This is a genomic window from Micromonospora sp. NPDC049089 (assembly GCF_040648775.1).
Taxonomy (GTDB): domain Bacteria; phylum Actinomycetota; class Actinomycetes; order Mycobacteriales; family Micromonosporaceae; genus Micromonospora.
In genome coordinates this window covers 62,288-75,182 of sequence record NZ_JBEZEH010000005.1, presented here as the reverse complement: position 1 = coordinate 75,182, position 12,895 = coordinate 62,288, and the positions used below count along the sequence as shown (strand labels likewise).

The window sequence follows — 12,895 nt, the reverse complement described above, 5'->3', positions numbered from 1 at the left end:
CACTCAGCTAGGGACTTCTCCAGCACCCGCTCGATCGCGGCGAGCTGCGCCGGGCTGAGTTCGTCCCGGTACGCCTCCGCCCGCGTCGATCGCGTACTTCTTGGCGGCCTCGGCCGGCACCGTGATCGCCACCGCGCCGCTGCGGGCGAGCTGCCGCAGCGTGGCCACCACGATCGACTCCGCGTCGACGTGGAAGTGCCGGCGCAGCGCGTGCCGGGTGTCCGACATGCCGAACCCGTCGGTGCCGAGCGACGTGTAGTCGCCGGGTACCCAGCGGGCGATGAGATCCGGTACCGCACGCATGAAGTCGCTGACCGCGACCTTCGGCCCGTCCGCCTCGGCCAGCTTCTGCTGGATGTACGGAACCTTCGCCTCGGCGCCCGGGTTGAGGAGGTTGTACTCCTCGGTCTCCACCGCGTCGCGGCGCAGCTCGGTCCAGGAGGTCACCGACCAGACGTCGGCACCCACCCCCCAGTCCTGGGCGAGCAGCTGCTGGGCCTTGAGCGCCCACTGCATCCCGGTGCCCGAGGCGAGCAGGTTGGCCTTCGGGCCGTCGACCTGCGGTGCCGGCGAGTAGCGGTAGATGCCCTTGAGCAGGCCCTCCACGTCCACGTCGGCCGGCTCGGCCGGCTGCAGCGTCGGCTCGTTGTAGACCGTCAGGTAGTAGAAGACGTTCTCCTGCGCGTCCCCGTACATCCGGTGCAGACCCTGCTCCAGGATGTGCGCGATCTCGTACGCGAACGCCGGGTCGTACGCGACCACTGCCGGGTTGGTGGCGGCGATCAGCAGTGAGTGCCCGTCCTCGTGCTGAAGGCCCTCACCGTTGAGCGTGGTCCGACCCGCTGTGGCGCCGAGGAGGAAGCCCCGGGCCATCTGGTCGGCCGCTGCCCACAGCCCGTCGGCGGTCCGCTGGAACCCGAACATCGAGTAGAAGATGTACATCGGGATCATCGGCTCGTCGTGCGTGGCGTACGCCGAGCCGGCCGCGGTGAACGAGGCCACCGAACCGGCCTCGTTGATCCCCTCGTGCAGGATCTGCCCGGAGGTCGACTCCTTGTACGACAGGAACAGCTCGCGGTCGACCGAGGTGTAGCGCTGGCCGTGCGGCGAGTAGATCTTCGCGGTCGGGAAGATCGAGTCGAGACCGAAGGTGCGGGCCTCGTCCGGGATGATCGGCACCCAACGCTTGCCGAACTCCTTGTCCTTCATCACGTCCTTGAGCAGACGGACGAAGGCCTGCGTGGTGGCCACCTTCTGCTTGCCCGAGCCGCGCTTGATGTCGGCGAACCGCTCCGGGCCCGGGATGGCCAGCCGCTTCGTGCTGGTCCGCCGGGACGGCAGGTACCCGCCGAGCTGCTCGCGCCGCTCCTTGAGGTACGCCAGCTCCTCGGACTTCTCGCCCGGGTGGAAGTACGGCGGCAGGTAGGGGTTGTCCTCCAGCGCCGAGTCCGGGATGTCCAGGTAGAGCCGGTCGCGGAAGGTCTTCAAATCCTCCAGCGTCAGCTTCTTCATCTGGTGGGTCGCGTTGCGGCCCTCGAAGTGCGAGCCGAGGGTCCAGCCCTTGATCGTCTTCGCCAGGATGACGGTGGGCTGACCGGTGTGCTCGGTGGCCGCCTTGTAGGCCGCGTAGAGCTTGCGGTAGTCGTGCCCACCCCGCTTGAGGTTCCAGATCTCGTCGTCGCTGAGCGGCTCGACCATCTTGCGGGTTCGTGCGTCACGGCCGAAGAAGTGCTCCCGCACGTACGCGCCGGACTCCGCCTTGTAGGTCTGGTAGTCGCCGTCGGTCGTGGTGTTCATCAGGTTGACCAACGCGCCGTCGGTGTCCGCGGCGAGCAGCGGGTCCCACTCACGACCCCAGACGACCTTGATCACGTTCCAGCCGGCACCCCGGAAGAACGCCTCCAGCTCCTGCATGACCTTGCCGTTGCCCCGGACCGGGCCGTCCAGCCGCTGGAGGTTGCAGTTGATCACGAAGGTGAGGTTGTCCAGCTCCTCGCGGGCGGCGACGCCGATGGCGCCGAGCGTCTCCGGCTCGTCCATCTCGCCGTCGCCGAGGAACGCCCAGACATGCTGCTGGGAGGTGTCCTTGATGCCGCGGTGCTGCAGGTACCGGTTGAACCGGGCCTGGTAGATCGCGTTCAGACCGCCGAGGCCCATCGAGACGGTGGGGAACTCCCAGAAGTCCTGCATCAGCCGAGGGTGCGGGTACGAGGGCAGCCCACCACCGGGGTGCGACAGCTCCTGGCGGAACCCGTCGAGCTGGTGCTCGCTGAGTCGCCCCTCCAGGAACGCCCGCGCGTACATGCCGGGGGACGCGTGGCCCTGGTAGAAGATCTGGTCGCCACCGCCCGGGTGGTTCTTGCCCCGGAAGAAGTGGTTGAAGCCCACCTCGTAGAGCGACGCCGAGCTGGCGAAGGTGGAGATGTGCCCGCCGACGCCGATCTCCGGGCGCTGAGCCCGGTGCACCAGCATGGCGGCGTTCCACCGGACGTACGCCCGGATCCTCCGCTCGACGTGCTCGTCACCCGGGAACCAGGGCTCGCGCTCCGACGGGATGGTGTTGATGTAGTCGGTGGTGGTCAGGGGCGGAACCCCGACCTGGCGCTCACGGGCCCGCTCCAGCAGGCGCAGCATGACGTAGCGAGCGCGTTTGGCGCCGCGTTCGTCGATGACACCGTCAAGCGACTCGACCCATTCGCTTGTCTCTTCAGGGTCGATGTCCGGAAGCTGGCTCGGTAGGCCGTCGCTGATCACCGGGCGCTTGCGTTCCGTAGCCACAGGCGTTCCCTCGGTTGTGTGTGGGATAGGTCTCTAGCGCCATCCTGCCCCCTGGTGGCACCCCTCGTCACGTCTAGGTCCCCCCGACGCGATGCTGAACACAGGTACCCGCCGGTAACTTAGCGCGACGACGCGGTGGAACCTGAGCGGTTTGACCGCCAGTCCTACCGTTGCCGCCATGAACGGACGCCGTGTCGCGGTTGCCGCAAGCATGATCGTTGTCGGGGTGGTCGGCCTGGTCATCGGCGCGGTCGCCCTCGCCTCCGGCAGCCTGCCGATGGTCGGACTGGTGGCCCTCGGCGCCCTGGTGGCCGTGCTCGGCGCGGGCCTGCTGCGCGACGCGAGCCGAGCGGCCCGTCGGAGCGGCCAGGCCAGCGGCAGCGGCGACTCCGGGGGAGGCTGGTCCGGCTGGGGCTGGTCCAGTGGTGACTCCGGCGGCGGCTGGTCCGGCAGTGACTCGGGCGGTGGGTGGTCCGGTGGCGGCGACTCCGGCGGCGGTGGCGGCAGCTCCTGACCTCACCCTGCGGCAGAATGCGACGTATGCGCAGCGACGTGATCACCGTCCAGACCGGGTCCCGGCCGACCGTCCGGGACATCACCGCGGAGGCCCAGCAGTTCGTCTCGGGCGAGGGCGACGGCCTGCTGCACGTCTTCGTGCCGCACGCCACCGCCGGCGTGGCGATCATCGAGACCGGGGCGGGGTCCGACGACGACCTGCTCAGCGCCGTGGACGACCTGCTCCCCACCGAGGACCGCTGGCGGCACCGACACGGCTCGCCCGGCCACGGCCGCGACCACGTGCTGCCGGCGTTCATCCCGCCGTACGCCACGCTGCCGGTGCTCGGCGGTCGACTGGCGCTCGGCACCTGGCAGTCGATCTGCCTCGTCGACACCAACGGCGACAACCCGACCCGCCAGGTCCGCTTCTCCTTCCTCCCCGCCTGACCCAGCCCCTCCGCGCCTCACGCCCAGCCCCCATCTCGGCGATCTTGCACTTGCTGTCCCGACACAAGGGGCATTCCACTCATCCGGACAACCGAAACCGCAAGATCGGCGCGGAGGGGGCGCGCGCGGGGGTGATCAGGCTGAGCTGGGTTGGGCGGGCTGGTGCGTACGATGTGGTCGTGACGGGGCAGGTGGGTTCCGTGGTGGGCGGGCCGGCGGATCGGGCAGGTCTCGCCGCCGACGTGCTGCGGCGGATGGCCCACGTCAGCGACGCGGTACGACACCGGCAGGGCAGCGCGTTCGCCGAGGTCGGGCTCACACCGGCGGCGGCCCGGGCGTTGCGGGAGCTGGACCCTGATCATCCGCTGCCGGCCCGCGATCTCGCCGGTCAGCTGGGTTGTGACCGGTCGAACGTGACGGTGCTGGTCGACAAGCTGGAGCAGGCCGGGCTGGTCGAGCGTCGCACCGACCCGGCGGATCGGCGGCAGAAGACGCTGCTGGTCACCGAGGAGGGCCGCGTCGTACGGGCCCGGGTGATCGAGGTGATGTCCGACTCCCGACTCCTGTCCGGGCTGGGCGACGAGGAGCTGCGTACCCTTCGTGACCTGGTCTGGAAGGTGTCCGACGGCGGCTTTCCGGAGCCCTGCGGGTCGGAGTGAGCGCGACCCTTCCGGCCGTGTCCCACTGGGCGAGCGGAGCCTCCGTCGGTAATGCTGTCCGACGTGACCACCCCGCAAGATCTCGACGACCGGTTCCGGGAGACGCTGGCGGCGCTGCCTGCCGCCGAGCGACGGCGTGACCCCGCCGACCCGGTCACCGACGACGCCCCGCTGACCGGCGGGCAGGTGCTGGACCTGTTCGACGCGCAGGTGACCAGCCGGCAGCTCGACCTGGCCGGCCGCTGGTTGCGCAGCTTCGGGGAGGGTTTCTACACGATCGGCTCCGCCGGGCACGAGGGCAACGCCGCGGTCGCCGCCGCGCTTCGTCCCACCGATCCGGCGTTGCTGCACTACCGCTCGGGTGCCTTCTACTGCCTGCGCGCCGCCCAGGCCGCCGCCGACCCAGCCCTGGCTCCCGTGGACTCCGCGGAGGCCGCCGCGGACGCTACCCGGGCCGCCGCTGACCAAGCGCCAGCCGGCGGCCGGGCGCGAACTGTCGACTCCGAGCGGTTCGCCCCGGCGGGAACCGTCGACTCCGAACCGTCAACCGGCACTCAGTCGACCGTCGACGGCGCACCGACCCGTGACCCCGACCCCGGCACCGATCCACGGCTGTCCGAATCGGAGCCGTCCGGGATCGAACAGGCCCCGGCCGCCAACGGGTTCGCGGCGTACGCCGACGCGGCCCGGGACGTGCTGCGCGGGATGGTCGCGTCCAGCCTTGAACCGATCGCCGGGGGACGGCACAAGGTGTTCGGCCGGGCCGACCTGGCCGTCGTGCCGACCACCTCTACCATCGCCTCGCACCTGCCCCGCGCAGTCGGAATGGGACTGGCAGTGGAGCGGCTGCGCCGGTTGGACAGCGCCGGACGGCGTACCGGGGCCGGAATGCGGGTCGGCAGCGGCGCGGGCGCCACGCACGCCCCCTGGCCACCCGACGCCATAGTGGTCTGCTCCTTCGGCGACGCCTCGGTCAACCACGCGAGCGCCACCGCCGCCTTCAACACCGCCGGGTGGTACGACCACGCGGGGCTGCGGATTCCGGTGCTCTTTGTCTGCGAGGACAACGGGCTGGGCATCAGCGTCCGCTCGCCGGAGGGCTGGGTCGAGGCGACCCTGCGGGCCAAGCCGGGCATCCGCTACTTCAGCGCGGACGGAGCCGACCCGGTGCGGACGTACGAGGTGGCGGCGGAGGCCGCGGCCTGGGTACGCCGCAACCGGCGGCCGGCAGTGCTGCACCTGCGCACCGTTCGGCTGATGGGGCACGCCGGGGCGGACGCGGAGTCGGCGTACCGGGGTCCGGCCGAGCTGGCCGGGGACCTGGAGCGGGACCCGGTGGCCGCCACCGCGCGGCTGCTCGTCGAGGCGGGCGTGGCGACCGGCGAGGAGCTGCTGGCCCGGTACGACGAGACCGGCTGGCAGGTACGCCGGCTGGCCGAGGAGGTGCTGGGCGAGCCGAAGCTGGCCTCCGCGGCCGACGTGGTGTCGGCGCTGGCCCCACGTCGTCCGGTGCGGGTGGCGCGGGCGGTGGCCGACGCCGCGGCGCGGGCCAGTGGGCCGGGAGCGGGCGCCCGGGCGGAGGCGTTCGGCGGCAAGCCGCCGGAGCTGGCCGGGCCGATGACCCTGGCGCAGAGCATCAACGCCGCGCTCGCCGACGGGATGCTCGACCACCCGCAGATGGCGCTCTTCGGTGAGGACGTGGCCGCCAAGGGCGGCGTGTACGGGGTGACGAAGGGGCTGCGCGACCGGTTCGGGGCGGCCCGGGTCTTCGACACCCTGCTCGACGAGACGTCGGTGCTCGGGCTGGGCCTCGGTGCCGGGCTGGCCGGGATGCTGCCGGTGCCGGAGATCCAGTACCTGGCGTACCTGCACAACGCCGAGGACCAGTTGCGCGGTGAGGCGGCCACCATGCGGTTCTTCTCGCAGGGGGCGTTCCGCAACCCCATGGTGGTGCGGGTGGCGGGCCTGGCGTACCAGGAGGGGTTCGGCGGGCACTTCCACAACGACAACTCGGTGGCCGTACTCCGGGATGTGCCCGGTCTGGTGGTCGCGGTGCCGGCGCGGCCGGACGATGCCGCGCCCATGCTGCGGACCTGTCTGGCGAGCGCGGCGGTGGACGGCAGCGTCTGCGTGTTCCTGGAACCGATCGCGCTCTACCACACCCGCGACCTGTACGCGGAGGGTGACGGCGAGTGGCTGGCCGGCTATCCGGAGCCGGGCGGGTGGGTGGCCGGGCACGTGCCGATCGGGCGGGCCCGGGTCTATCCGGTCGGCTCGGCGGACGACCTCACCATCATCACCTTCGGTAACGGGGTGCGGATGTCGCTGCGGGCCGCCGCCGTCCTCGCCGAGGAGGGGGTGGGCACCCGCGTGGTGGATCTGCGCTGGCTGGCTCCGCTGCCGGTGTCCGACATCATCCGGGAGTCCTCGGCGACCGGCCGGGTGCTGGTGGTGGACGAGACGCGCCGCTCCGGCGGGGTCGGCGAGGGCGTGATCGCCGCGCTGGTCGACGCCGGATATGTCGGTGCCGCGCGTCGAGTGGCGGGAGTTGACTCGTTTGTACCATTAGGTCCGGCAGCACGTCACGTACTGGTCTCCGCGGAAGCCATTACCGACGGTGCCCGTACGCTGCTGGCACGGTAAATTCCGTTCCACCCGGTGCGCCACTTGCGCGCAGCCCAACAACTGTGTGGACTTTGCCTGACGGCGTCGCACCGACGTCGCGAGCAGGGACGAGATGAGGAGGCACGCGACAGTGAGCGCGACCGCTGGTCAGGCCGCCGACGGGGTACGCAGCCTGGCGGACCGGTTCGGGATCGAACCGGGGATGGTCGTCATGGAGATGGGGTACGACGACGACGTCGACCAGGATCTCCGAGACGCCCTGACCGACCGCTGTGGAGATCTGGTCGACGAGGACACCGACGAGGTGGTCGACGCGGTGCTGGTTTGGTACCGGGACGGCGACGGTGACCTTTTCGAGCTGCTCGTCGATGCCCTCGGCCCGCTGGCCGACAACGGCGTCGTGTGGCTGCTCACCCCGAAGGCGGGGCGCGAGGGGCACGTCGAACCGAGCGAGGTCGCGGAGTCCGCGCCCACCGCCGGCCTTCAGCAGACCTCGACCGTCAACGCCGGCCGGGACTGGAGCGGCGCGCGTCTGGTGCTGCGTCGAGGTGCCAAGGCCAAGAAGTAGCCAGCGCCGCTCCGCTCGCCCGACGGTCCGCCCACCGTCGGGTAGCAGGCTGGTGCCGTCCCCCCGCCCCGACGCCGTCGCCGGCGTGGCCGAGCAGCGAGGAGAGTTCGCATGCCCCTACAGGTTGGTGCCGAAGCACCCGACTTCGTGCTCAAGGACCAGAACAACCAGGAGGTCCGCCTCTCGGACTTCCGGGGCAGGCGCACCGTGCTGCTGGTGTTCTACCCGCTCGCCTTCACCGGCACCTGCCAGGGCGAGTTGAGCGAGGTGCGCGACAACCTCGGCGAGTACGTGAACGACGACGTGCAGGTGCTGACCGTCAGCGTCGACTCGGCCTACAGTCACAAGATCTGGGCCGACCGTGAGGGCTACCAGTTCCCGATGCTCGCCGACTTCTGGCCGCACGGCGCCGTCGCCCAGGCGTACGGGGTCTTCAACGACGTGGCCGGCTTCGCCAACCGGGGCACCTTCGTCATCGACAAGGCCGGAGTGGTCCGCTTCGCCGAGATGAACGGCCCGGGCGAGGCCCGCGACCAGCAGAGCTGGCGCAAGGCCATCGCCGAAGCGACCAACTGACCGGGGTACGCCGCGCGCCCGGGTCGGTGGCGGGCAGGTAAGCTTGCCAGCCACCGGCCCGCCACACGGGCGATCCGGGCGCGTAGCTCAGTGGGAGAGCACCCGCCTTACAAGCGGGGGGTCGCAGGTTCGAAACCTGCCGCGCCCACCCTGTAGTACGACGCAGCCCGCGCGGGCTCGGCCATCGGACGTCTCGCTCCGACCGCCAGGGTCCGATTCCCGCCATCCTCGACGGCTTGCGACCCGGCGGCCGCCATGATCCGCGCACCTTCACGGATCCTGCTGCCTCACCAGGCGACGAGACAGCAGGATCACCGAAGTTGCGCGGATTTTGCGAGGTGGGGGAGGGTGGGGCGAGCGATCCGGGGAGCGTGTGTAGTGGGACTGGCAGGCATTGGCGCGGTGCTGTTCGACATGGACGGCACGCTGGTCGACTCCGACGCCGCCGTGGAGCGGGCCTGGGAGCGGTGGGCGGCCGAGTACGCCGTCGACCCGGCCACGGCGCTGGCGATCGCGCACGGCAGCCCAGCCGACCGGACCGTCCGCCGGCTGCTGCCCACGCTCGACGACAGCGCGGTCGCCGCCGCCGCGGCACGGCAGCTCGCATTGCAGTACGACGACCTGTCCGACGTGACGGCCACCCCCGGGGCGCACGAGCTACTGAACGCGCTGGCCCGGCTGGGGTTGCCCTGGGCGGTGGTGACCAGCGCCGACGCGCGGCTCGCCGAGGCCCGGCTCGGTGCCGCCGGCATCAAGGCGCCGGTGCTCGTCACCGTGGAGGACGTCAGCGTCGGCAAGCCGGACCCGGAGGGCTACCTGCGGGGCGCGGCGCTGCTGGGCGTACCCGTGGGGCGGTGCCTGGTCGTCGAGGACGCCGAGGTCGGCCTGCGGGCCGGTCGGGCTGCCGGGGCGATGACCGCCGCGCTGAAGGGCCTCGACGGCGACCTGCGTCTGCGCGACCTGGCCCAACTGGCGCACCAACTGGAGTCGACGCCCTGACCAGCTCGGCCAGGTAGCGCTCCGCGGACCAGTCCGTCGCCGCCGCCCGGCCGTCCCGTCCACCCCGGGCGGGGAAACAGTTGGCGTGGCCGGGCCGGTTCTGCTGCACTACCGGCTCGCGACGACGAAGGGGAGACGCGGTGGAGTTGACGTTGACGCCGATGACGGCACAGGAGTTGGCCCGCCTGCTCGAATCACTGGAGCAGGGGTACGCCGACGATCTGGTGGCGCACCGGGGGATGACCCCCGAGGCGGCCCTCGATCGGTCGGTCAGCCAGATCCGGGAGTCGCTGCCGGCGGGTGCGGCCACCGAGGGGGCCCTGCTGCGGGTGGGCAGGGTCGGCGACACCGAGGTCGGCTGGATCTGGGTGACCCTGCCGACGGCCGCCGCCCCGGACCAGGCCTGGATCCACAACATCGAGGTGCACGAGGAGCACCGGGGACGCGGGTACGCGCGGCGGATGATCCAGCTCATCGAGGCCGAACTCACCCAACACGGTGTGCCCGAACTGGGTCTGAACGTCTTCGGTACGAACTCGGTGGCGATCGGCCTCTACCGCAGTCTGGGCTTCGAGGTCACCTCGCAGCAGATGGCGAAACGCCTCACCCCGGGGAGCTGAGCCGGGGGCCCGTGGACGGGTCCCTTCGGCAGGACTGTTCACCTGCCCAGCGGGAAACCGGCGCGGACCGCACCTGGGGAGGAGCGACGGATGACGCACGGCGCCGGACTGACCATCGGTGTGCTCGGCTCGTACGGTGGGCGAAACCTCGGCGACGAGGCGATCCTCACCGGCCTGCTCACCGATCTGCGTACGCAGGAACCGAACGCCCGGATCATCGTCTTCTCACGGAACCCGGCGCACACCCGGGCTGCCCACCCCGATGTCGAGGCGGTGCCGTGGGAGGGCGTAAGCCGTACCGACTCGGCACTGGTTCTGGCGCAGCTCGACCTGCTCATCCTGGGCGGTGGCGGCATCCTGTACGACCGGGAGGCCCGCCGTTACCTGCGGGTGGTCCGGGTGGCCCAGGAACGCGGCCTGCCGCTGATCACGTACGCGGTGGGGGTCGGGCCGCTCAGCGAGGGGGTGGACACCGGCATGGTCCGGGAGACGCTCTCCAGCGCCACCCAGGTGACCGTCCGGGACCAGGAGTCCCGGATGGTGCTGGAGGAGGCCGGCCTGCTCAACCCGATCACGGTCACCGCGGACCCGGCGTTCCTCCTGCAACCGGAGGAGTTCCCGGCCCACCTGTTGGCCGAGGAGGGTGTGCCGGTCGGCAAGCGCCTCGTCGGGATAAGCGTGCGGGAGCCGGGCCGGGCCGCCGAACGCCTCGACGTGGACGGCTACCACCGGCTGCTGGCCCAGATCGGTGACTTCCTGGTGCACCGGATCGACGCGTACGTGCTGTTCGTGCCGATGGAGCGTGACGACATCCGGCACTCCCACGGGGTGCTGTCGCACATGGTCGCCGCCGAGCGAGGTCGGATCCTGCACGGCACCTACTCGCCGCAGCAGGTGCTGGGGTTGATGCGCCACTTCGATCTGGCCGTCGGCATGCGCCTGCACTTCCTGATCTTCGCGGCGATGGTCGGTACGCCGTTTCTGCCCCTGCCGTACGCCGGCAAGGTCTTCGACCTGGCCCAACGACTCGGCGTGCCGGCGCTACGCGGCGTGGAGCGGGAGGTCGAGGGCCCGCTGCTGGCCGAGGTCGACCGGCTCTGGGACGAGCGGGAGCAACGCGCCGAGGCCACCGCACGACGGGTGGCGGAGGTGTGCGATCAGGCCCGGGGCACCTCGGAGGTCACCCGCGGCGTGCTGGAGAGCCTGCGCAGCCAGACCCTCACCCGGGTCTGAGCTGGCTGTCACACCGCCGGGCCGGTCCACCGGTAGCGCCACTCGCGGGCCTCCTCGCGGGCGGTCTCCAACTCGTAGATCTGCGCGTCGGCCAGCCCGCCGGAGCCGAGGTGATGGTGGGTCAGCGGCGGACGGCCGTTGCTGTCCAGTTCGACGGTGATGGTCTGCCCGTCCGCCGAGCCGCCGACGAGAAGGATCTGCACGGAGGAAGCCATGCGCCCATCCTGCCCGGCCCAGCGTCGGCCCGCAGCGGATAGCGGGGCAGCGGGGGGCCCGGCCCGTGGCTAGGGTCGGCGGATGGAGCAGACGATCGATCCCACGCTCGGTCCGGTGCTCGCCCGCACCGGCGACGAACGCGCTGTCCTGACCTCGTTCCTCGACTTTCACCGGGCCGTGCTGCTGCGCAAACTGCGCGGTCTCTCCGATGCCGACGCCCGACGTCGGCTGGTGCCCTCGGCGACCACGCTCGTCGGGCTGGTCAAGCACCTGACCCTGGTCGAGCGGAACTGGTTCCCGACCCTGTTGGCCCCCGAGCCCGGCGACGTCTACCTGACCTCCGAGGAGGACGCGGTCGCCAGCTTCACGCTGAGCGACCAGGAAACCGTCGTCGGTCTCACCGAGGCGTACGAACGGGCCTGCGCCCGCTCCCGGGCGGTCGCCGCGAGCATCGACCTCGACCACGTGGTGCCGCACCCGCAACTCGGTGAGGTGTCGCTGCGCTGGATTCTGGTGCACATGATCGAGGAGACGGCCCGGCACGCGGGCCACGCCGACATCCTGCGCGAGTTGACCGACGGCGAGGCCGGCGCGCTCTGAGCCCCGGGTCGCCGCACGCCGTCGGCCGTCACCCGGTGGGCAACAGGCCCGGCGGATACTCCATCCCGTCATGCGTGCACGCCGCAGCGGCAACCCGCGCCGCGTACCGGGCGGCATGCGTCAGTGGCTCGCCGCGCAACCGGCCGGCGATCAGGCCGGCCGCGAAGGCGTCCCCCGCCCCGTTGCTGTCCACCACCGGTTTTCCCGAGACGGAGGGCGGCACGGGTACCGCCGTGCCGTCGCCCGGGTACACCTCGGCGCCGTCCGCGCCGCGGGTCACCACCATCGTCCGAGGCGCCAGCGTGCCGGCGAGCGACGCGGCCCGGTCGCCCAACCGCACCCCGCTCAGCAGAACCAGGTCGGCGACCTCCGCGAACGGCTGGTGGTAGGTGTTCTCGCCGTCCCAGTCGTGCAGGTCGGTGGAGAGCGCCACGCCCGCCGGAACGGCGGCCCGCACGGCGGACAGCAACGGCACCACCCAATCCATGATCGAGAGGTGGACGTGCCGGGCGTCGCGGACCAGTGCGGCCACCTCGGTGGCGGGAAACGGTGGATCACCCTGCCATGGGCGCGGGTCGTACAACGACGTGCGCCGTCCGCCCGGGTCCACCAGGTTCACCGACCGGCGGGTGCCGCCCTGGTGCTCGGCCAGCAGCGCCGGCACCTCGGCCCGGGTCAACGCCGCCCGGACCAGCTCACCGGCCGGATCGGCACCGAGGGTGTCGACGACCAGCACGCGCAGGCCGAGTGCCCGGGCGGCCAACGCCACCCCGGCGCCGGTGTTGCCGATCCGCAGCTCGATCGGCTCGACGGTGTGGGAATCGGCAGCCGGGAGCGGCAGCGCGGGCACCCGAACCCGCACGTCCACCCCGAGCCCGCCAAGAACCAAAAGATCGACCACAACACCGACGCTAGACCGCTGCCCGCCTCCCGCGCCTCCGCGATCTTGCACTTTCTGTGGTGACAAAAGGTGCATTGCTCGCAGAACGTCAACAGAAAGTGCAAGATCGCGCGAGTGCGGCGATGGGTGCGGATCGCCGGCCAGGTGGGCCGCCCTATTCTGGGGGCGGGCGGCG

The 12,895-nt window shown here is 71.5% G+C and carries 12 protein-coding genes, 1 tRNA gene and 2 pseudogenes; 12 read left to right on the top strand and 3 right to left on the bottom strand.

Going from position 1 to position 12,895, the window contains the following annotated elements; translation table 11 throughout:
* Nucleotides 1–3: 3 nt before the first annotated feature.
* The gene (gene aceE, locus AB0B48_RS02280) at nt 4–2,778 is read right to left on the bottom strand and encodes a pyruvate dehydrogenase (acetyl-transferring), homodimeric type (RefSeq protein ID WP_357194671.1); all 2,775 of its coding nucleotides are present in this window, start codon (nt 2,776–2,778) and stop codon (nt 4–6) included.
* Nucleotides 2,779–2,956: 178 nt separating this feature from the next.
* Here aceE and AB0B48_RS02275 point away from each other — a divergent pair, with 178 nt between their 5' ends.
* The 11 genes and pseudogenes from AB0B48_RS02275 to AB0B48_RS02225 all read left to right on the top strand — a co-directional run bounded on the left by AB0B48_RS02275 (nt 2,957) and on the right by AB0B48_RS02225 (nt 11,003).
* Entirely contained in the window at nt 2,957–3,292 is a 336-nt protein-coding gene (locus AB0B48_RS02275; protein WP_357194668.1) for a hypothetical protein, read from the top strand.
* Nucleotides 3,293–3,318: 26 nt separating this feature from the next.
* Nucleotides 3,319–3,723, top strand: coding sequence for a YjbQ family protein (locus tag AB0B48_RS02270; RefSeq protein WP_357194665.1), 405 nt, complete (start codon nt 3,319–3,321; stop codon nt 3,721–3,723).
* A 254-nt stretch (nt 3,724–3,977) separates the two neighbouring features.
* The gene (locus tag AB0B48_RS02265; protein WP_355008892.1) at nt 3,978–4,382 is read left to right on the top strand and encodes a MarR family winged helix-turn-helix transcriptional regulator; all 405 of its coding nucleotides are present in this window, start codon (nt 3,978–3,980) and stop codon (nt 4,380–4,382) included.
* Between the two features lie 51 nt (nt 4,383–4,433).
* Nucleotides 4,434–4,772: pseudogene (locus AB0B48_RS02260) on the top strand (transketolase); the annotation flags it as partial.
* A 282-nt stretch (nt 4,773–5,054) separates the two neighbouring features.
* Nucleotides 5,055–7,025: pseudogene (locus AB0B48_RS02255) on the top strand (thiamine pyrophosphate-dependent enzyme); the annotation flags it as partial.
* A 112-nt stretch (nt 7,026–7,137) separates the two neighbouring features.
* Complete coding sequence (locus AB0B48_RS02250; protein ID WP_030330240.1) at nt 7,138–7,575, top strand: DUF3052 domain-containing protein; 438 nt, start codon at nt 7,138–7,140, stop codon at nt 7,573–7,575.
* Between the two features lie 111 nt (nt 7,576–7,686).
* A complete protein-coding gene (locus AB0B48_RS02245) occupies nt 7,687–8,151 on the top strand; it encodes a peroxiredoxin (protein ID WP_357194662.1) in 465 nt (154 codons plus the stop codon).
* Between the two features lie 76 nt (nt 8,152–8,227).
* Nucleotides 8,228–8,299, top strand: a tRNA-Val gene (locus AB0B48_RS02240).
* 230 nt (nt 8,300–8,529) lie between these two features.
* The gene (locus AB0B48_RS02235) at nt 8,530–9,150 is read left to right on the top strand and encodes an HAD-IA family hydrolase (RefSeq protein WP_357194659.1); all 621 of its coding nucleotides are present in this window, start codon (nt 8,530–8,532) and stop codon (nt 9,148–9,150) included.
* Between the two features lie 140 nt (nt 9,151–9,290).
* On the top strand, nt 9,291–9,770 hold the full coding sequence (locus AB0B48_RS02230; protein WP_357194656.1) for an N-acetyltransferase: 480 nt from the start codon (nt 9,291–9,293) through the stop codon (nt 9,768–9,770).
* Nucleotides 9,771–9,860: 90 nt separating this feature from the next.
* Nucleotides 9,861–11,003 (top strand): polysaccharide pyruvyl transferase family protein, encoded by a 1,143-nt coding sequence (locus tag AB0B48_RS02225; protein WP_357194653.1) that lies wholly within the window; start codon nt 9,861–9,863, stop codon nt 11,001–11,003.
* An 8-nt stretch (nt 11,004–11,011) separates the two neighbouring features.
* On the opposite strand, the gene AB0B48_RS02220 is transcribed toward AB0B48_RS02225, so the two are convergent.
* Complete coding sequence (locus tag AB0B48_RS02220; protein WP_355008835.1) at nt 11,012–11,218, bottom strand: hypothetical protein; 207 nt, start codon at nt 11,216–11,218, stop codon at nt 11,012–11,014.
* Between the two features lie 82 nt (nt 11,219–11,300).
* On the opposite strand from AB0B48_RS02220, the gene AB0B48_RS02215 reads away from it, so the two are divergent.
* Complete coding sequence (locus AB0B48_RS02215; RefSeq protein ID WP_357194650.1) at nt 11,301–11,819, top strand: DinB family protein; 519 nt, start codon at nt 11,301–11,303, stop codon at nt 11,817–11,819.
* A 28-nt stretch (nt 11,820–11,847) separates the two neighbouring features.
* Here AB0B48_RS02215 and AB0B48_RS02210 read toward each other — a convergent pair whose 3' ends face one another.
* Complete coding sequence (locus AB0B48_RS02210; protein WP_357194647.1) at nt 11,848–12,720, bottom strand: PfkB family carbohydrate kinase; 873 nt, start codon at nt 12,718–12,720, stop codon at nt 11,848–11,850.
* Nucleotides 12,721–12,895 lie beyond the last annotated feature (175 nt).